This window comes from Pseudonocardia sp. Ae717_Ps2, from assembly GCF_001932475.1.
In the GTDB taxonomy this organism is placed as follows: Bacteria; Actinomycetota; Actinomycetes; order Mycobacteriales; family Pseudonocardiaceae; genus Pseudonocardia.
This window is the reverse complement of sequence record NZ_MCIS01000001.1, coordinates 6,125,543-6,143,586: the sequence shown is the minus strand read 5'-3', so window position 1 is coordinate 6,143,586 and position 18,044 is coordinate 6,125,543. Positions and strand designations below refer to the sequence as shown.

General features: G+C 74.8%; 17 protein-coding genes. 5 read left to right on the top strand and 12 right to left on the bottom strand.

The features are described from left to right. Positions 1-77 precede the first annotated feature (77 nt). Positions 78-1,268, top strand: a complete 1,191-nt coding sequence (locus Ae717Ps2_RS28425) for an MFS transporter (RefSeq protein WP_075308940.1) — start codon at positions 78-80, stop codon at positions 1,266-1,268. A 6-nt stretch (positions 1,269-1,274) separates the two neighbouring features. Here Ae717Ps2_RS28425 and Ae717Ps2_RS35530 read toward each other — a convergent pair whose 3' ends face one another. The 4 genes from Ae717Ps2_RS35530 to Ae717Ps2_RS28405 all read right to left on the bottom strand — a co-directional run bounded on the left by Ae717Ps2_RS35530 (position 1,275) and on the right by Ae717Ps2_RS28405 (position 6,153). Beyond that, positions 1,275-2,156 carry a helix-turn-helix transcriptional regulator gene (locus Ae717Ps2_RS35530; RefSeq protein ID WP_084797530.1) on the bottom strand — a complete coding sequence of 294 codons (882 nt, stop codon included), beginning with the start codon at positions 2,154-2,156 and terminating at the stop codon, positions 1,275-1,277. A gap of 211 nt (positions 2,157-2,367) precedes the next feature. Continuing rightward, positions 2,368-3,222 carry a DUF4190 domain-containing protein gene (locus Ae717Ps2_RS38535; RefSeq protein ID WP_175581815.1) on the bottom strand — a complete coding sequence of 285 codons (855 nt, stop codon included), beginning with the start codon at positions 3,220-3,222 and terminating at the stop codon, positions 2,368-2,370. A gap of 106 nt (positions 3,223-3,328) precedes the next feature. Then, the gene (locus Ae717Ps2_RS28410; protein ID WP_075308944.1) at positions 3,329-3,787 is read right to left on the bottom strand and encodes an SRPBCC family protein; all 459 of its coding nucleotides are present in this window, start codon (positions 3,785-3,787) and stop codon (positions 3,329-3,331) included. Positions 3,788-3,852: 65 nt separating this feature from the next. Beyond that, positions 3,853-6,153: a cation-translocating P-type ATPase gene (locus tag Ae717Ps2_RS28405; protein WP_233147703.1), complete on the bottom strand. Its 2,301-nt coding sequence runs from the start codon at positions 6,151-6,153 to the stop codon at positions 3,853-3,855. A 149-nt stretch (positions 6,154-6,302) separates the two neighbouring features. Between Ae717Ps2_RS28405 and Ae717Ps2_RS28400 the strand changes: the two genes are divergently transcribed. Next, a complete protein-coding gene (locus Ae717Ps2_RS28400; protein ID WP_020627125.1) occupies positions 6,303-6,989 on the top strand; it encodes a thioredoxin domain-containing protein in 687 nt (228 codons plus the stop codon). 106 nt (positions 6,990-7,095) lie between these two features. Continuing rightward, the gene (locus tag Ae717Ps2_RS28395) at positions 7,096-7,962 is read left to right on the top strand and encodes a helix-turn-helix transcriptional regulator (RefSeq protein ID WP_139318859.1); all 867 of its coding nucleotides are present in this window, start codon (positions 7,096-7,098) and stop codon (positions 7,960-7,962) included. Here Ae717Ps2_RS28395 and Ae717Ps2_RS28390 read toward each other — a convergent pair. Beyond that, positions 7,959-8,156: a DUF397 domain-containing protein gene (locus tag Ae717Ps2_RS28390; protein ID WP_020625336.1), complete on the bottom strand. Its 198-nt coding sequence runs from the start codon at positions 8,154-8,156 to the stop codon at positions 7,959-7,961. The genes Ae717Ps2_RS28395 and Ae717Ps2_RS28390 overlap by 4 nt on opposite strands. A gap of 165 nt (positions 8,157-8,321) precedes the next feature. After that, entirely contained in the window at positions 8,322-9,266 is a 945-nt protein-coding gene (locus Ae717Ps2_RS28385) for a DMT family transporter (RefSeq protein WP_158071557.1), read from the bottom strand. Positions 9,267-9,321: 55 nt separating this feature from the next. Between Ae717Ps2_RS28385 and Ae717Ps2_RS28380 the strand changes: the two genes are divergently transcribed. Continuing rightward, the gene (locus Ae717Ps2_RS28380; protein ID WP_020625334.1) at positions 9,322-9,954 is read left to right on the top strand and encodes a CGNR zinc finger domain-containing protein; all 633 of its coding nucleotides are present in this window, start codon (positions 9,322-9,324) and stop codon (positions 9,952-9,954) included. Here the strand turns inward: Ae717Ps2_RS28380 and pcaD are convergent. After that, on the bottom strand, positions 9,926-10,696 hold the full coding sequence (gene pcaD / locus Ae717Ps2_RS28375) for a 3-oxoadipate enol-lactonase (protein WP_075312521.1): 771 nt from the start codon (positions 10,694-10,696) through the stop codon (positions 9,926-9,928). The two genes, Ae717Ps2_RS28380 and pcaD, sit on opposite strands and share 29 nt — an antisense overlap. Positions 10,697-10,793: 97 nt before the next feature. Between pcaD and Ae717Ps2_RS28370 the strand changes: the two genes are divergently transcribed. After that, a complete protein-coding gene (locus Ae717Ps2_RS28370) occupies positions 10,794-12,269 on the top strand; it encodes an aldehyde dehydrogenase (protein WP_075334085.1) in 1,476 nt (491 codons plus the stop codon). Between the two features lie 386 nt (positions 12,270-12,655). On the opposite strand, the gene Ae717Ps2_RS28365 is transcribed toward Ae717Ps2_RS28370, so the two are convergent. From Ae717Ps2_RS28365 to Ae717Ps2_RS28345, 5 genes are read right to left on the bottom strand one after another with little or no spacing between them, the layout of a single operon-like run. After that, complete coding sequence (locus Ae717Ps2_RS28365; protein ID WP_075308952.1) at positions 12,656-13,126, bottom strand: Rieske (2Fe-2S) protein; 471 nt, start codon at positions 13,124-13,126, stop codon at positions 12,656-12,658. Between the two features lie 36 nt (positions 13,127-13,162). Then, positions 13,163-14,191: a DUF6529 family protein gene (locus Ae717Ps2_RS39440; RefSeq protein WP_233147702.1), complete on the bottom strand. Its 1,029-nt coding sequence runs from the start codon at positions 14,189-14,191 to the stop codon at positions 13,163-13,165. Continuing rightward, positions 14,191-14,733 carry a hypothetical protein gene (locus Ae717Ps2_RS28355; RefSeq protein ID WP_075334084.1) on the bottom strand — a complete coding sequence of 181 codons (543 nt, stop codon included), beginning with the start codon at positions 14,731-14,733 and terminating at the stop codon, positions 14,191-14,193. The genes Ae717Ps2_RS39440 and Ae717Ps2_RS28355 overlap by 1 nt, the downstream gene beginning before the upstream one ends. A 1-nt stretch (position 14,734) precedes the next feature. Continuing rightward, positions 14,735-16,696 (bottom strand): DUF4142 domain-containing protein, encoded by a 1,962-nt coding sequence (locus tag Ae717Ps2_RS28350; protein WP_075334083.1) that lies wholly within the window; start codon positions 16,694-16,696, stop codon positions 14,735-14,737. A 14-nt stretch (positions 16,697-16,710) separates the two neighbouring features. After that, on the bottom strand, positions 16,711-17,991 hold the full coding sequence (locus Ae717Ps2_RS28345; protein WP_143510487.1) for a ferric reductase-like transmembrane domain-containing protein: 1,281 nt from the start codon (positions 17,989-17,991) through the stop codon (positions 16,711-16,713). Between the last annotated feature and the right edge of the window lie 53 nt (positions 17,992-18,044).

Below are 18,044 nucleotides of genomic sequence, written 5' to 3'. Positions count from 1 at the left end.
CCCCGATCCGGACGACCGGTCTGTCACGCCGGACGATCGGACGGGTACCCGGCCGCACCACGGCGAAGGCTGACAGCGTGACCGACACATCCACCACATCCACCTCCACCCGTCCGGACCGCACCGCCTGGGGCGCCGTCGGCGTCATGGCCCTCACGAGCTTCGTCCTGGTCCTCGCGGAGTTCCTCCCGCCAGGTCTGCTCACCCCGATGGCCACCACGCTCGGCATCACCGAGGGGCAGGCGGGCCAGGCGGTGTCGGCGACGGCGTTCGTGGGGCTCCTCGTGGCCCCGACGATCGGCGCGCTGCTCCCGCGGGTCGACCGCCGCGCCCTGCTGACCGTGCTCGCGGCGGGCGCCGCGGTGTCGAACATCCTGGTCGCGATCGCGCCGAGCTTCGTCGTGCTGCTGGCCGCCAGGCTCCTGCTGGGTGCGGCGATCGGCGGGTTCTGGGCGATGTCGCTGGCGGTGGCGTCCCGGCTGAGCACGCCGGGCCGGCTCGGACGGTCGATGATGCTGGTCAACACCGGCACCACCCTCGCGACGGTCGCCGGGGTGCCGGTGGCCGTCTACCTCGGTGCGCTGGCGGGGTGGCAGGCCGTGTTCGTCGGTGTCGCGGTCCTGTCCGCGCTGACCGCGCTCACGATCCGCACCGTGCTGCCCCCGGTCGCGCCGGACGCCGCCGACGGGCTGCGCCCGCTGGTCGACACGCTGCGCGCCCCCGGGATGCCGCGTGGACTGGCCGGTCACGTACTGACCGTCCTGGGGCACTTCGCCGCGTTCACCTACGTCCGGCCCGCGCTCGGGACCGTCCCGGGGCTCGACGCCGGCGGGGTGGCCGTGCTGCTCGCGGTGTTCGGCGCCGGTGGGGTGGTGGGCAACCTCGTCGTCGGGATGCTGGTGGACCGGTACCTGCGGCTGGTGCGGTACGCCGTCCCGCTGGTGCTGGCCGCCGGGGTCGCGTCGGTGGCGACGTTCCCCGCGGTGCTGCCGGTCGTCGTCGCGGGTGTCGCGGTGTGGGGGCTGTCGTTCGGTGCCTGGCTGACGGTCGTGTCGACGTGGATGGCCCGGGTGGTGCCGGACCGGATGGAGGCGGGCGGCGGGCTGCTCGTCGCGGGCTTCCAGCTCGGCATCACCGTCGGCGCCGTCGTCGGCGGGCTGCTCGTCGACGGCGTCGGGGTCCGCGTCACGCTGGCGGCGGCGGCCGTGGTGGCGACGGTGGGTGGGCTGGCGTTCGGGTCCGCGCCGCAGGAGCCGAGCCGGTCGTAGGCCGGGTCAGCGGGCCCGGACCGCCCGGGCCGAGGCGCGCCACTGGGACGGCGACATGCCTGCTTCCCGCCGGAAGGCGCGGGCGAACCCGAGCTCGGAGCGGTAGCCGACCCGGTGCGCGACCTCCGCGACGGTGGCCGTGTCGTCGGCGAGCAGCTCCCGCCCCACCCCGACCCGGACGGCAGTCAGGTACCCGGCGGGGCTGCGCCCGACCAGCTCGGTGAAGCGTTCGGCGAAGGCGGCCCGGGACATGGTCGCCTCCCGGGCCATGTCGGCCACCGTCCAGGCGCGGGTGAGGTCGGCGTGCACGGCGCGCAGGGCCCGCCCGATGCGCGGGTCCAGCGCGGAGGACAGCCACCGGTCCGCGCAGCAGGGCTGCTGCTCGACCCACATGCGCACCGCGGTCACCGCGATCGTGGTCGCGATCCGCGAACAGATCACCGTGTCGCCGCTGCGGACCGCCCCGCCGACGGTGCTCCACCCGCACGCCATGCCGCGGACCAGGACCGCCATGCCCGGCTCGGCGGCCCCGAACGACCGGGCGACCACCGCGTCCGGGAGCGGGCCCTCGTCGGGCCGCGCGGCCGGGGGCCGCGTCAGCTCGACGACGGTGGCCTCGGCGCCGCCGTCGCCGCGGACGGTCAGGTCGGCGCGCCGCGGGACCAGGACGAGGTCGCCCGCCGCGACCGGGGTCCAGCCCTGCTCGGCCGCCGCCCGGACCGCGGCGCGGCCGTCGTGCAGGAACACGAACCCGGCGGTGTCGCGGAGCACCGTGGACACGGCGCCGTCGGTCACCCGGGATCGGCGGGACCGGCGCAGCTCCCACTCCATGCCGGCGAGCATCCGGTCGAGACGGGAGTCGATCGCATCGGGTAGAGGTGCGGTCACACCGTGATCAGCCACGCTGCCCGACCGGCTATTCCGGTCGATGCGCCGCGGCTCGTCACGGCCGCGGTGCGGGACCACCGCTGCGTCGTGCGGCGGACCCCGCCGAGACAGGAGGAGGGGCCCGGCCGGCGTCCCGGCAGGGCCCCTGGGGTGTCCGGCTCGATCGTGCGTGACCACCTCGTGCCGGACACGGCCCGAGGGTGCGCCGGGATCAGCCGACAGTGGTGCAGCCGACGTTCGCCGAGCTGTACTGGTTGTCGTCCAGCGATTCCGAGGTCTGGGTGTCGACGACCTGACCCGTCGCGACGTCGGTGATGGTGCAGGTGATAGTGCCGGGCCCGGAACTCACTGCGTTGACCTGGGCAAACTTGTAGTCCCCCGTCACCTCGACGGTCTTGCTCCACGGCAGCGCCTGGTAGTCCGACGACGAGCTGGTGGCGCTGCCGGTGCCGTAGGAGACCATCATCTTCTCGGCATCACCGGTGATCTCCAGCGTGTAGGTGACCGGACCGGCGACAAAGGGGTTCGTCACGTCCGCCGGCGTCGTCCCCGTCCCGGACGTGGCGGCCGGCGACGATGCCGCAGACAGGTTGCCGAGATCCTCCGACAGCTGGTTCAGGCCGGTGAAGACGATGACCATGCCCCAGACACCGAGGGCGATCGCGATCACGGAGAGAACGGTCCCGGTGATCGCCGTCTTCAGGTTGCTGGCAGTCCGACGACGGGCTCGACCGAACCCGACCAGCCCCAGGATCACGCCCACGGCGCCGAGCGCGAACGCCAGGAAGCCGGTGAAGGGAACCAGCCCGAACAGGAGCCCGACGATGCCGAGGCACAGCGCGGCGATACCGAGCCCGTTCCGGGGCGCAGCCGGCGCGACAGGAGCCCAGCCGTGAGGTTGCTGCGGGACCGCTCCGGCAGGCGGCATCCATTGCTGTGGCACGGCGGGCTGCGGCCCGGGGCGCTGGAACTGCCCGGGCACGGGTGCTGCCTGGTGCCACGGCGGAGCGCCGTGGCCCGGCCCGGGACGGTAGGGGTCGCCCTGCGGGCGCTGCGAGGTGGTCACGACCGTCCCATCGCCAGGATGAGCAGGACCGTATCGCCCGAAACCCCCGGATCGTCACATCTGATGATCGCGGCGGTCAGCGCCTCGACATGATCGGTCGGCCCGTTCAGGGGCGAGCCGCGACGCCCAGCCGCGTCAGGCCCTTCTCCAGATCGCCGCCGAGGATCCGGTCCATCGGCACGACGCGGCCCAGCAGCGCGGCGATCCCCCGCTGCTCGCCGGTCATCCGCCAGACGACCTCGGTCCGGGCACCGTCGGCGGGGACGAACAGGAAGGTCGAGGTGGCGGTGGAGCGGAACGGCTTCTCGAAGGTCACCGCGACGTCGACCTGGTCCGCGGCGTCACCGACGACCTCCATCGTCCCGCGGCCGGCCCGGCGGTTGCCCGACCACGAGTACCGCGCGCCGAGGCCGCGCTCGGGCCCGGAGTACTCCCGGTGCAGGTCCGGGTCGAGGCCCTCCCAGGGCGACCAGCCCCGCCACGCGTGCAGGTCCGCGACCAGTGGGTGGACGCGGTCGGCCGGTGCGTCCACGACGGTCCGGCGCTCGACGAGGTAGCTGCTCACGGCAGTGGAAGCTAGTCCCGCGGCCCCGATGCGGGATTCCCCCACCGGCCCGCCCCGGACAGGAGTCAGTCCCGCGCCTCGACGTAATCGGTGCTCTCCTCGCCGACCGGGGTGCGTGTCCCGCCCAGCGCCCCGTCGGCCCAGCTCGCGGCCTTCCGCAGCCGCAGGCTGTTGGTGACCACCAGGAACGACGAGAGCGCCATCGCGGCCCCGGCGAGCAGGGGGTTCAGCAGCCCCGCCATCGCGACGGGGATCGCCGCGGTGTTGTAGCCGAACGCCCACCAGAGGTTGCCGCGGATGGTGCCCATCGTGGCGCGGGCCAGCTCGACGGTCGCCGGGAGCACGCGCAGGTCGTCGCGCACGAGCACGACGTCGGCGGCCTCCAGGGCGACGTCGGTGCCCGAGCCCACGGCGATGCCCAGGTCCGCGGCGACGAGCGCGGCGGCGTCGTTCACCCCGTCGCCGACCATCGCGACGGTGCGGCCCTGGGCCTGCAGCCCACGGATGTGGTCGACCTTGCCGTCGGGCAGCGCGCCGGCGACGACCTCGGTGATCCCACAGGCGGCGGCGACGGCGTGCGCGGCGGCGGGCCGGTCACCGGTCAGCAGCACCGGGCGCAGCCCCATCGCGACCAGCTCGGCGACGGCCACCGGCGCGGACTCCTTCACCGGGTCGGCCAGCGCGATCAGCCCGGCGAGAGCCTCGTCGACGTGCACGGCGACGACGGTGTGCCCGGCCGCCTCCCACTCCGCGAGCCGCGGCGCGAGCGCACCCGGGTCCTCCGGGGGACGACCGACGGTGACGGTGCGGCCGTCGACGGTGCCGCGGGCCCCGAGCCCGGGCAGCGCGACGAAGTCCTCCACCGCCGGGACGTCCGAACCGGCGTGGGCCCGGATCGCGACGGCGATGGCGTGCTCGGACCCGCTCTCGACGGCGGCGGCGCGGGCCAGCAGCTGCGCCGCGTCGCCACCCGGGACGGCCGCGACCTCGACCACGGCCATCCGCCCGGTCGTCAGCGTGCCGGTCTTGTCGAGCACGACCGTGTCGGCGGCCCGGGTGGTCTCCAGCGCCCGGTGCCCCTTCACGAAGATGCCCAGCTCGGCGCCACGGCCGGTCGCGACCATCAGCGCGGTCGGCGTCGCCAGCCCCAGCGCACACGGGCAGGCGATGATCACGACGGCGATCGCGGGGGCCAGCGCGCCGGCCCAGCCCGCGCCGGCCAGCAGCCAGCCCCCGAGGGTGAGCAGCGCCAACCCCAGCACCACCGGCACGAACACCGACGACACCCGGTCGACCAACCGCTGCGTCGCGGACTTCTCGGTCTGCGCCCGCTCGACGGCCGCGATCATCCGCGCGAGGCGGGTGTCGGCCCCGACCTGCTCGGCGACGACGACCAGCCGCCCGCCCGAGGCGATCGTGCCGCCGGTGACGGCGTCGCCCGGCCCGACCTCGACCGGGACCGGCTCACCGGTCATCGCGCTGGTGTCGACGGCGGCCCGCCCGGTCTCGACGACACCGTCGGCGGCGACCCGCTCACCCGGCCGCACCAGGAAACGGTCGCCGACCCGCAGGCGTCGCACCGGGACGCGGGACTCCACACCCCCGGACAGGACGGTGACCTCGTCGGTCTCCAGCGCGGCGAGCGAGCGCATGACCCGCCCGGCGGTACGGCGGGCCCGTGCCTCGAAGTACCGCCCGGCCAGCACGAACGTCGTCACCCCGGCGGCGACCTCGATGTAGAGCGGCCCGGAGGGGTGCAGCACCGCGTCCCACCCGGTGAGGGTCTGCCGGGTGTCGAGGAAGGCCATCTCCCCCAGCGACCAGGCCGAGGCCGAGATCACGCCGAGCGAGACGAGGGTGTCCATCGACGTCGTCCCGTGACGCAGGTTCAGCACCGCGGTGCGGTGGAACGGCCACGCCGCCCAGCCGACGACGGGCAGCGCGAGCGCCACGACCACCCACTGCCAGTACGGGAAGCGCAGCGACGGCACCAGCGACATCGCCAGCGACAGGTCGGCCAGCGGGATGAACAGGATGAGCGCGACGGCCATCCTGGTCCGCAGCCGGCGCAGCGCGGTGTCGTCGGAGGTGGCCTCGTCACCGGTGTCGGTGGGGCGGATCTCGGTGGCGCCGTAGCCGGCCCTGCGGACCGTCTCGACCAGCGTGGAGACCGGGGTGGCCGACGGGTACCGGACCAGCGCGCGCTCGGTCGCGAGATTGACGGTCGCGTCGACCCCGTCGAGCCTGCCGAGCTTGCGCTCGACGCGGCCGACGCAGGCGGCGCAGGTCATGCCGTCGATCTTGAGTTCGACCGTACGGACGTCCGTCTCCGGTGCGGGCCGGTCCACGGCGCTGTCGGTACTCACGACCCCATGGTTCTACACGCGATCGAAGATCCGCCACCCGGGCCCCTGACCTGTGGCGGACCGATGCCCCGCCGAACCGTTGCGGGACGAGAGGGCGTACAACTGGTCGTCGGGAGCGGGGCACACGGACATCCGAGGAGGAGACCCTGATGGCCACCGGGAAGCGGAAGGCGGCGGCGAAGAACCCGCTCACCGCGAAGAAGGGACCGTCGCAGTTCACGGTGATCGCAGTGATCGTCGTCGTGGCCTTCGCGGCCGTCGTCGGTGTCGGCGTCTACTGGAAGAACTCCGGAGGCGGGATCGCGGTCCCGGCCAACGCGTCCGCGCAGGGCGTGACCGTCGGCAACGAGGCGGCCCCGAAGACGATCGACATCTACCTCGACTTCCAGTGCCCGATCTGCAAGCAGTTCGAGGCGCAGGCCGGGCAGACCCTCGACCAGCTCGTCTCCTCCGGTCAGGCGAAGATCGTCTACCACCCCATCGCCATCCTGGACCGGGCCTCGTCGACCCGGTACTCGACGCGTTCGGGCGCCGCGGCGGGGTGCGCGGCCGCGGCGGGGGTGTTCCCGCAGTTCGAGAAGGAGCTCTACGACAACCAGCCCGCCGAGGGCGGCGCGGGGCTCCCGAACGAGCAGCTGGTCGCGCTCGGGCAGAAGGTCGGCGCGGGCGGCGACTTCGCCCAGTGCGTCGACGACCAGCGCTACGCCCCCTGGGTCACCCAGATCACCCAGCAGGCGCTGCGCGACGGCGTGTCCGGCACCCCGACCGTGAAGGTCGACGGCACCCAGGTCGACGCGACCCCGCAGGCAGTCCAGCAGGCGGTCGCCGCGGGCTGACCACGCGGGTCCGGCGGCGGACCGGCCGCACCATCGGGGTCTGCACGTGCATCCGCAGTAGCATCGCGGGCGACCATCGGCAGGAGCCACCGGAGGACGTGTGGTCATGACCGCGGCACACGGCCCACTCGTCATCCGCAAACGGCTGGGCTGGGCCCTCAAGCAGCTCCGCACGGGGCGCCACCGGCAGCTCTCCGAGATCGCGAAGCTCCTCGAGGTCTCGCCCTCCAAGCTGTCCCGCATCGAGACGGGGCAGGTGGAGCCGAAGTTCCGTGACGTCCGCGACCTGCTGGACATCTACGAGGCATCCGACGCCGACCGCGAGCGGATCCTGGGATGGGCGAACGACGCGAAGGCTCCGGGCTGGTGGGAGCCCTTCGGTCCCGCACCGTCGGGCGTCGACCTGGACATGCTCATCTCGCTGGAGGCGGAGTCCCGGGCCAAGGAGACGTTCAGCATCCCGATCTCCGGTCTCCTGCAGACCGAGGACTACGCGAGGTTGCTCCTGACCGAGGTGTTCGCCGGTCGGGCCCGGAGCGAGATCGAGCGCATGGTGGAGATCCGCCTCGGCCGGCAGAACGTCATCGAGCCCGACCGGGCCGAGGCCCCGCCCCTGGAGCTCCACGTCCTCCTCGACGAGGTCGCACTGCACCGGTGCGCCGACCAGGAGGTGCTCCGGGCGCAGATCGGCGAGCTGATCCGCCGGGGCGACCAGCCCAACGTCACGCTGCAGATCCTGCCGTTCCACGCCGGCTGGACGAGCGCGACCAGCACGTTCTCCGTCTTCACCCCACGCCGTCCCGAGACGGACTGGCCGATGGTCAATGTCGAGGGCACGGAGAACGACGTCTTCGTCGACACCCCGCAGGCCGTCGCCGACTACCGCCGGATCTGGCGGCGACTCCTCGACCGGGCCATGTCCCCCGACGAGAGCCGCGCGATGCTGGAGCGACGCTTCGCGGGGCGGTCCTAGCCGCGCAGACGGTCGAGGTCGAACTCGCCGTTCTTGACCCCGCGGACGAAGGCCGTCCACTCGTCGTCGGTGAAGCCGACGACGGTCGCCTCCGCGGTCGTCGACCGGACACGCACACCGGCCGCGTCGGCCGCCACCGCGACGCACTCGCCCTTCGCACAGAAGGAACTGGTGACGAACTGACCGTCGGACACTGTCGACCTCGGCTCCGCATCACGCCGGTCGGGGCCGGCAGCACCGTCGGTGCGGGGAGCGGCACCGACACCCCGTACAACGAGCGTCCCCGGCGAAGGGCGTGACCGGCGCCCGGCCGAGGAGATGTTCACTCGTTCGTCCCGGTCGGGGAGCGTGAGTGGTGTTCAGCCCTGGGTGGCGATCTCCCCCGGCGTCGCCGCGACCCGGTTCTCAGCCCGCCGGATCAGCATGATCCCCCCGAGGATCAGCACCCCGCCCGCCACCTGGATCAGGCTCGGGACCTGCGCGATCAGCATCCAGGCCGCCAGCACCCCGAACATCACCTCGGACAGCCCCACGAACGAGGCGACCCGCGTGTCGAGCCGTCGGATCGCGATGATCCCCGTGAGGTACGGCAGCACCGTCGCGAGCACGACCAGCATCCCGAGCAGCACCGGCCACGGCACGTCGGCGCCCGCCAGGCTCCCGCTGGACTCCCCCACCCGCCACGGCGTGATGCCCAGCAGACCGGTCACCGTGAGCGTCACCGCGCCGACGACCATCGCGCCGGAGATCATCAACAGTGGTGGGACGCCATCGCGGTCGTCGCCGCCGGGGAGGAGGAAGTAGACGCAGACGCACGCCGCCGAGCCGAGGCCCCACAGGATTCCCGTCAGGTCGACGCGTTGCGGCCCGAACGGGTCGACGACCAGTACCAGCCCGACCAGCGAGACCACGCAGCCGACGAGCGTCACCGCCGCCGGGGCGGTCCGGGTCCGCGCCCACGTCCAGCCGACGAGCAGCACGGGCGCGAGGAACTCCAGCAGCAGCGCGACGCCCACCGACAGGTGCTGCAACGCCTGGAAGAAGCACAGCTGGACACCCGCGACGGCGGCCAGGCCGTAGAGCAGGACCTTGCGGGCGTTCGGCGCGCTGAGCGGGTACCGGCGCAGCATCACGACCGTCACCGGGAGGAGCAGGACCGCCGCGCCGGCGATGCGCAGCAGCGTCGTGAGCCCGGGCGACCAGCCCGCCTCCAGGAACGCCGCACCGAGCGGCCCGGAGAAGCCGTACGCGGCGGCCGAGACCAGCGCCCACAGCAGCCCGCGGACCACGTGATCCCGTGTCACGACCGAAGCACCCATAGACTCCTGACACTAGGAACCGACCATGTCAGGGGTCAACATGGAATTCGCCCATGACACCCAGGTGCTGCTCGCGGCGGCCGCGGCGCTGGTGAACACCCGTCGGGCCGACCCGGACCCGCTCGACGACGTGCCGGGCTTCGCCGCGTGGCTGGCCGAGCAGCCGTACTCGGGGCGCCGCGCCGGCTCCGACGACGAGCGCCGGGCCGTCCGGGTGCTCCGCGAGCGGCTGGCCGGGCTGTGGCCCGCCCACGGCGAGGACGACGGCCCCGACCGCGACGGCACCGTCACCCTGGTCAACGCCATCCTCGCCGAGACCGATGCGCGCCCGCACCTCGCGCGGCACGACGGCTGGGACTGGCACCTGCACGTCACCCCGCAGGACGCCCCGCTGGCGGACCGGATGGGCGCGGAGATCGCGATGTCGGTCGTCGACCTGGTGCGCCGCGACGACCTGTCCCGGCTGCGCCGCTGCGCCGCCGAGGACTGCGACGCCGTGCTGGTCGACCTGTCCCGCAACCGTTCCAAGCGCTTCTGCGACACCGGCAACTGCGCGAACCGAGCGCACGTCGCCGCCTACCGCGCCCGCCGCGCCACCCGTTCCTCCGAGCGCCCTTCCTCCGGCGCGGGCGGGCCGGGGCGGGTCAGCTCCGGGCCGTCAGGTGCTCGGTGAGCAGGGCGTTCACCTCGTCGGGGCGCTCGTAGTTCAGTAGGTGGGCCGAGTCGGCGACCTCGGCGTAGCGGGCGCCGGGGATCGCGTCGGCGATCTCGTGCAGGGACGACGGCGGCGTCGCCGGGTCGTCCGCCCCCGCCACGGCGAGTGCCGGCACCGACACCTCGCCCAGCTCGGCGCGGATGTCGAAGGCGCCGATGGCGGCGCAGCAGGCGGCGTAGCTCTCGTCGTCGGAGGCGCGCAGCATGTCCAGCAGCCGCTGCTCTCCGGCCGGGTCGCGCTGCGCCCAGGACTCGACGTACCAGGTCCCGGTGCGAGAGCCGACCATCGCGGCGGTGCCGTCCGCCCGCACGGTCGCCGCGCGCTGCGGCCACGAGTCCGGGTTCGGGAAGCGCGCCGCCGTCGCCAGGACCGCGATGCTGCGCACCCGCTCCCCGCCGTGCACGCCGAGCCACTGGCCGATCGCCCCGCCGATCGAGACGCCGACGTAGTGGAAGTCCGCGACCCCGGCGGCGTCGGCAGCGGCGAGCGCGCCGCGGCCGAGGTCGGCGATCGTCAGGTCACCGGTGACGGGGGCCGAGTCGCCGTGGCCGGGCAGGTCGAACCGGACGCAGCGGAAGCGGTCGGACAGGGCCGCCACCTGGGCGTCGAACAGATGCAGGTCGGTACCCAGCGACGGGCCGAACAGCACCGCCGGTGCGTCGGCCGGACCGTCCACGACGTGGTGCAGATCGAGTGCCATGTGCCCATCCTGCACCGGCTGCGGATCGTGGCCCGGGTTCGTAGGGTCGTCGGCGAGGACGTGTGCGCCACCGGAGTCGCTGGAGAGAGGACCGTCCATGGCCGAGCTCGAGACGTTCAGGATGCTGATCGGCGGGAAGCCGTCCGACGCGGCGTCCGGCCGCACCTTCGAGACGCAGAACCCGTTCACCGGAGCGCCCTGGGCGACCGTGCCGGACGGCGGCCCCGACGACGTCGACGCCGCCGTCGCCGCCGCCCGCAGCGCGCTCGACGGCGAGTGGGGCGCGATGACCCCGTTCGGCCGCGCCGCCTGCCTGCGTCGGCTGGGCGACCTGATCACCGAGAACGCCGAGGCGCTGGCCCGGACCGAGGTCAGCGACTCCGGGAAGCTGTACCGGGAGATGATCGGCCAGCTGGGCGGTCTCGGCGGCTGGTACCAGTACTACGCCGGGATCGCCCCGACGATCGAGGGCCGCCAGATCCCCACTCCGAACCCGAACTACCTGGTCTACACGCGCAAGGAACCGGTCGGCGTCGTCGCGGCGATCACGCCGTGGAACTCCCCGCTGCTGCTGATGACCTGGAAGGTCGCACCCGCGCTGGCCGCGGGCTGCACGATCGTCGTGAAGCCGTCGGAGCACGCGCCCGCCTCGACGCTGAAGTGGGCCGAGCTGATCGAGAAGGCCGGGATCCCGGCCGGCGTGGTCAACGTCGTCACCACGAACGACCGGGACACCGCCGCGCACCTGGCCGGGCACCCGGGCGTCGACAAGGTCGCGCTCACCGGCTCCACGGCGACCGGACGGTCGATCGCGAAGGCGGCCGCCAAGAACCTGAACACGGTCACCCTGGAGCTGGGTGGCAAGTCCCCGCAGGTCGTGTTCCCCGACGCCGACCTGGAGGCCGCCGCGAACGGGATCGTCGCCGGCGTGTTCGCCGCGACCGGCCAGACCTGCATGGCGGGGTCGCGGCTGATCGTGCACGCCGACGTCCACGACGAGCTCGTCCGGCTCGTCGCCGAGCGCGCGGCGACGATCACCCTCGGCGACCCGAACGCCGAGGACACCGAGATGGGTCCCGTCGCGAACGGGCCGCAGTACGAGAAGGTGCTCGGCTACCTGGAGACGGCGAAGGCGGAGGGCAACACCGTCGCCTACGGCGGGGCCGCCGAGTCCGGCCTGGGCGGCTACTTCGTGCAGCCGACCGTGATCACCGGGGTGACGCCCGAGTCCACGGTCTACCGGGAGGAGGTGTTCGGCCCGGTGCTCGCGGCGCTGAGGTTCACCGACGAGGACGAGGCGGTGACGCTCGCCAACGACACCCCCTACGGCCTGGCCGGTGCGGTGTGGACGAAGGACGTGCACCGTGCGCACCGGGTCGCGGGGAGGATCCGCGCCGGGACGGTGTGGATCAACGCCTACCGGGTGGTGTCGCCGAGCGTCCCGTTCGGCGGGTTCGGACACTCCGGGCTCGGCCGGGAGAACGGCGTCGCGGCCGTCGAGGAGTACCTGGAGAACAAGTCGGTGTGGGTGGAGCTGACCGGCGGCACCCGCGACCCGTTCACCCTCGGCTGAGGCCGGGCGCCGGTTCCGGGGATGTGCAACCGCCGTGCCCGGGGTCGAGGTCCCGGGCACGGCGGTCCTCCGGCGCCGCGGGCGGGACGCGCGGGCCCGGCGACGGGGAGCGTCGCCGGATCCGGCGGCCACGTCGTGCGGCGTGGAAGTCGGGGAGCGACCACGGAACCGATGCGGACAGCACGCTACGACCGGCGGCGGCCGCCGTTCGCGGACTGAGACCCCCGACCGGTGGACGGACCCGCGAGCGCGACGGGTGGGAAAGCGTTCCGCCGTCCGGAGCAGTCGGACCCGTCGGTCGCGCGCGGGGCTCTCAGCGGCCGCCGGACAGCCCGCTCCCGGGCGACGGCGGTCGGCACCCCGGCGCCTCGGCGGCCTCGGCACTGTCAGGCCAGGACCACCTGCCCGCTCTCGACCCGCACCGGTCGCGAGGTGAGCGGTGCCCGGGCGGGTCCGTCGAGCGGGGCCCCGTCGGAGACGGCGAACAGGCTGCCGTGGCAGGGGCAGGAGATGCCGGCCCGGGAGACCTGGTCGACGAGGCAGCCCTGGTGCGGGCAGGTCGCGTCGAAGGCCAGGACGGTGTTCGCGTCCGGGCGGGTCACGACGACCCGCTGCTCGGCGAAGACCCGCCCGCCGCCGACCGGGACGTCGTCGACGGCGGTGAGTCCGGCGGGCACCGGGGCGGCGGCGCTGCTCGGCGCGGGCGCCGGAGTGGTCGGCTCCGGTGTGGGGGTGGACGGTGCGGGCGCGGCGGGAGCCGTGTCACGCGGGGTTCCGTAGGTGGCGCAGCCCGCGGCACAGCAGGCCACGGCGGCACCGGCGCCGGCGAGGAGCCGGCGGCGCGGGATCGGGGACACGGGGGACCTCCGGGGTTCGGTGGGAGCGGTCGGGGATCAGAACGACAGGCCGTGGCCGGTGAAGAACCACAGCGCCGAGGTGAGCCAGACCCCGGCGAGCACGGCGAGCAGCACCCCACCCGCGACGGCGAGCAGCCATCCGGGCACGCCCGGACGCCGCAGGAGCAGCATCTTGGTGACGAACGCGCCGTAGAACAGGCAGCCGAGCGCGGAGTGCAGCAGCGCCGACGTCGTCGCGCCGGACCAGCCGAACGCGTAGAGGCACTGCACGGCGACGGGCACGGTCACCAGCACCGCGACCCGGCCCGACCACCGGTGCGCGACCGCGGTCGCCGGGTCGGCGTAGCCGCGCATCATCATCCGACCCGTCACCCCCTGGACGATCGCGAGGACCAGGGCCGCCGAGCCGAGCCAGGCCTTCGCCGCGGCCCCGCTGGAGAACCCGGCGAGGTTCACCGCGACGCCGGTGCCGACGTGCTGACGGGCCCAGACACCGAGGGCCACCGCGACCAGCGACCCGACGACGACCGGGACGGCGACGACCCGCCACGACGGGCCCTCCGCCGGGACGGCGACCTCCTGGGCCGCCTCCGCGGCCGGGCGGCGACGCGCGCGGGTCGGGTCGGGTGTCGCCGCGCGGGACCGGCGACGGCCGGGGGTGCTCCCGGCCCGGGCCGCGTCGTCGGCGCCCGTGGACCATCCGGACTGCGGGACGTCACCGGCGGCCCGGCGCGGGCGGCCGGGACGCGCGGTCCCGGCGTCCCGCGCCGGGCGGCGCGGCGTGGTGACCCCGTGGGCGCCCGAACCGCCGCCCGGGGGCGAGGTGAGCGGGCCGGTCGGGGTGAACAGGTCCCCCGCGACGGCGTCGCGGCGCCGGTCGGCGGTGCCCGCCCATCGGTCCGCGGCCGTGTCGGGGTCGTGGTCGGGTGCCCGGGACGGCTCCGGGACGGCGGCCCAGCCGCCGCTGTGCTCGGGGCCGCGGGGGTTCGGGATGTCCGCGGGGACCGGGGCGAACCCGACCGGGTCCGTGAGGTCGCGGTCCTCGTGCCGCGCGCGGGGGGACATCAGTACCCACCGCCGTAGCCGCTGCCGCCGGTGGCCGGGGCCTCGGCAGGCGCGGGGGCCGGTGCGGGTGCCGGGTCGGACGCGTCGGTCCGGGCCGCGGTGAACTCCCAGGACCGCCCGTCGGCGCGGGCGGTGCCGGTGGCGACACCGTCGGCGACTCTGTACGCGACCTCCGCGCCGTCCTTGCCGGTCAGGCGGGTGGTGCCGCCGGGGGTGGCGGTGCCCGTCGTCCAGGACTCGATGCCGCGGTTGTCGCAGACGTAGGCCTTCACGGCGCCGTCGGTGACCCAGATGTCGACGGTGACCGTCCCGTTCGTCGACCGGCCCGTGTAGGCGACCGTGCCGGTCGCGGCCGGGGCCGGGGCGGCCGTCGGAGCGGGCGCCGCCGGGAGGGCGAGCGAGCCCGCCGCCTGGTCGACGGCGGCGGGGGCCGCTGGGGGCAGCGGTTCCGGTTCTGCGGTGAGCACGACGTTGGCCGTCGCGGCCCCGGCGGCGACCGCGCCGACGGCGACCATGGTCAGGAGGGGTCCGGAGAGTCGCATGTCAGCCCACCTCGATCCGGACCGAGTCGAAGGCGGGCGTCTGGTTGGCCCGCTGCATCATCGGGGTGCGGTGCGACCCGTCGCCGGCCCACGACGAGCACTGCAGCTCGCCGGTCTTCTCGACCCCGGGCACGTCGATCGTGACGCTGTCCGGCCGTGCTCCCCCGCCGCCGTCCTCGGTGGCCAGGAAGAACAGCGGGTCGGGCGCCGAGTCCGGTGCCTCGCCCGGGTCGGGCAGGATCCGGCAGGCGGTGTGGAAGTGGCCGCGCTGGAGCCCCTGGCCGTTCAGCAGGGACGCCTCGGCGTAGTAGCCGCCCTGGGCCGCGGGCAGGAACCGGTCGCGGACCAGGTTCCGGGTGCTGACGGTCAGGCGGAACGCCTCCCCCGGGCGGACCTTCGTCGGGGCCTGGGTGATCAGCAGCGACGGGCTGCGGCCGGCGTCGGCGACCTCGCCGAACGCGGTGGACACGCAGCGGGGCGCCTTTTGGAACCCGTCGTGGGCGGTGAGCCTGCTGCCGGAGCAGTCGACGGCGAGGATGTCGAGCGCCGACGGCGCGCCCGTGCCGTTCCCGTCGGCCTTCCCGGCGGCTCCGCCCCCCGCGCCGTCGGAACCCCGGCCGTCGGCGGCACCGGAGGCCTGATCGTCGGCGGCACCGGACCCCGAGCCCGAGCCGTCGGCGCCCGAGCCCGCGTCCGAGCTGCCCGAGCCCGCGTCCGAGGTGCCCGGGCCCGAGGAGCCGGACCCCGTGTGCCCGGAGTGGTCGTGCCCGCCGCCCCCGGAGGAGCCCGCGGCATCGGACGTGTCCCGGGCCCCGTCGGACGAGCCGGACGAGCCGGACGAGTCGGACGGCCCGGATGCGACGTTCGCCGGCCGGTCCCCCCGGTCGACGGAGGCGGCCCCGGCGGCGTAGGCGGCGGGCCCGGCGACGAGCAGGCCCAGTGCGAGCGCGGTGACCGCGATCGTCCTGCTGCGACTGGTGGTGGGTCTCATCGGTATCGGCTCCTCGGGGCGGTGCGGTGCGCGCCGGTGGTGCGGGAGGGCGGCGCTCCGGTGTCGGTGTCCAGGTCGAGGTAGTGGGGGGGTGGCGTCGGCGAGGCCGGCGTCGGGGTCGGGCCGGGGTCGGACCGGCGGCACGTGCGCCAGCTCGTCCCAGGGGTCGGGCGGTCCGACCGGCAGGGCCCGTCGGGCGCCGTCGCGGGGGTGGCGCGGGGCGGGGACGAGGGCGGTGGTCGGGCCGGCGGCCGGGCGGCCACGCCGGTGCAGGGTCATGAGCAGCCCGCCCGCGGCGAGCAGCGCGACCCCGACCACCAGGGCCGGCACGACGACGTCGGTCGCGCTGCGGGCGCCGGTCGGAACCGGATCGGGCGGGGCCGGCAGGGCCGCGTAGTCGACCAGCCCGGTCGACTCCAGGTAGCCGATGTGCCGGGTGACGTACACCGACGCCTCGTTCGCGAACTGCCGCATGAGCTCGTTGCGGGTGCCGACCTTGACGTCGGTGATCACCGGCAGGACCGAGCCGTGCGCGGCGCGCAGGAGCTGCACGAACTGGCGGTCGTAGTCGGTCCCGGTGCGGGCGGTCAGGTCGTTCATCCAGCCGATCTGCTGGTCGTTCGGTCTGCTGGGCAGCAGGACCCCGAGCTGTTCGGCGGTGGAGCGGACCAGCGCGTCGAGATCGTGGTGCTCGACGCCGAGCTTGCGCGCAACCTCGCGGACCGCCGGCGAGGTGGCCTGCTGCTCACCCTGCTGCCCGGTCGGTGCCTCCCAGAGACCGGCGAGGCGCACCTTCTGCAGCAGGTCGCGATCGGCGGGGCCGAGCGGCCCCCACCGGGTCTGCGTCCATCCCTGCTGCTGGTCGGTGGAGGCCGAGGTGGCCACCCAGTACTGGGCGAGCGCGACCGCGGCGACCGCGGCCAGCGCGGCGAGCACCGACCAGCGGAGCGGGCCGGGGATCCGGCGGGACATGGGCTCTCCCCTTCTCAGACCTGGGCGAACTGCTCGGTGTGCACCCGGTCGTCCGGGACACCGAGCGCGGTGAGGGTGGCGAGGACGTCGCCGACGAGCTGCGGCCGGCCGCAGACGAAGTAGTCGAGGCGGCGGGCCGGGTCGTCGAGATCGGTCAGGACGGCGGCGAGCAGCGCGGTGTCGATCGGCCCGGTGGCCCCGGCCCAGTCCGCGGACGGGCGGCGCAGCACCTCGGTGACCTGCAGGTCGATCAGTGTGCGCAGGTGCGCGAGCTCGGCCCGGAACAGCAGGTCGGCGCGGTCGCGGGCGTGCACGACCAGCCGGTACGGCCGCCGGTCGCCGCGGTCGGCGGCGGTGCGCAGCATGCTCATCATCGGCGTGATCCCGACGCCGCCCGCGATCAGCACGAGCCCGGTCGACGGCACCGAGTCCGGGGTGAACGAGCCGTACGGGCCGTCCACCCAGACCGGGTCGCCGCGGCGCAGCTCACGCAGCCGCCCGGCGAAGTCGCCGGTGTGCCGGACGGTGAACTCGACCCGCCCACCGTCGGCCGCCGACGACGCGATGGTGAACGGGTGCTCCTCCACCGACATCCGCTCCAGCCGCAGCCAGGCGAACTGGCCGGGCCGGAACCACGGCCCGGCGTGCCGGCCGGGCCGGGCGAGCACGAGCGTCGACACGGTCGGGCTCTCCGGGCGCACGACGTGCACCCGGAACTCGCCGGTCGCCGCGCGGGCACCCCAGCGGAGCACCAGCACCGCGACCAGCAGCAGGCCGAGCCCGCCGAGCACCGGCCCCATGACGGCGTCGCCGACCAGGTTGTTCAGCCACAGCACGTGCAGCGACGACGCGCCGACGACGACCGCGGCCAGGCTCAGGTGCAGCCAGCGCCACACCTCGTGCGAGCCGGTCCGGACCCCGCGCAGCGCGAGCACCAGCAGCACGACGACCGCGACCGTCGCGAGGGTGGCGGCCTGGCCGCGGGCCGGTGCGGCGAACGGCACGAGCAGCCCGACGCGTTCCGGGTGGTCGGCCACCACACAGGCCAGGTGCAGGGCGACGAGCACCCCGGCCAGCACACCGAGCCTGCGGTGCAGGCCGAGCAGGGTCTCCAGGCCGAGGGCTCCGGAGAGTCCGCGCACCCGGGACGGCAGCACCGCGACGATCACCATCGCCGACAGCGCGAGCAGCCCGGTCAGGACCGAGAGCTGGTGCAGCAGCGGCTGCGGCCCGGAACGGAGCATCCAGATCAGCGACGGGCCGACGAGGACCGTGACCAGCACGGATCCCCACACCGTGCGAGCGCGGCGGTGCGCCAGCCAGGCGTCGGCGGGCGGCGGGGTGTCCC

What these genes read in the sequence shown, in the direction of transcription:
- Ae717Ps2_RS28400 (WP_020627125.1), top strand. Translation starts at nt 6,303, where the DNA reads ATGGCCACCGGGAAGCGGAAGGCGGCGGCGAAGAACCCGCTCACCGCG.
- Ae717Ps2_RS28395 (WP_139318859.1), top strand. Translation starts at nt 7,096, where the DNA reads ATGACCGCGGCACACGGCCCACTCGTCATCCGCAAACGGCTGGGCTGG.
- Ae717Ps2_RS28380 (WP_020625334.1), top strand. Translation starts at nt 9,322, where the DNA reads ATGGAATTCGCCCATGACACCCAGGTGCTGCTCGCGGCGGCCGCGGCG.
- pcaD (WP_075312521.1), bottom strand. Translation starts at nt 10,696, where the DNA reads ATGGCACTCGATCTGCACCACGTCGTGGACGGTCCGGCCGACGCACCG.
- Ae717Ps2_RS28370 (WP_075334085.1), top strand. Translation starts at nt 10,794, where the DNA reads ATGGCCGAGCTCGAGACGTTCAGGATGCTGATCGGCGGGAAGCCGTCC.
- Ae717Ps2_RS39440 (WP_233147702.1), bottom strand. Translation starts at nt 14,191, where the DNA reads ATGTCCCCCCGCGCGCGGCACGAGGACCGCGACCTCACGGACCCGGTC.
- Ae717Ps2_RS28355 (WP_075334084.1), bottom strand. Translation starts at nt 14,733, where the DNA reads ATGCGACTCTCCGGACCCCTCCTGACCATGGTCGCCGTCGGCGCGGTC.
- Ae717Ps2_RS28350 (WP_075334083.1), bottom strand. Translation starts at nt 16,696, where the DNA reads ATGTCCCGCCGGATCCCCGGCCCGCTCCGCTGGTCGGTGCTCGCCGCG.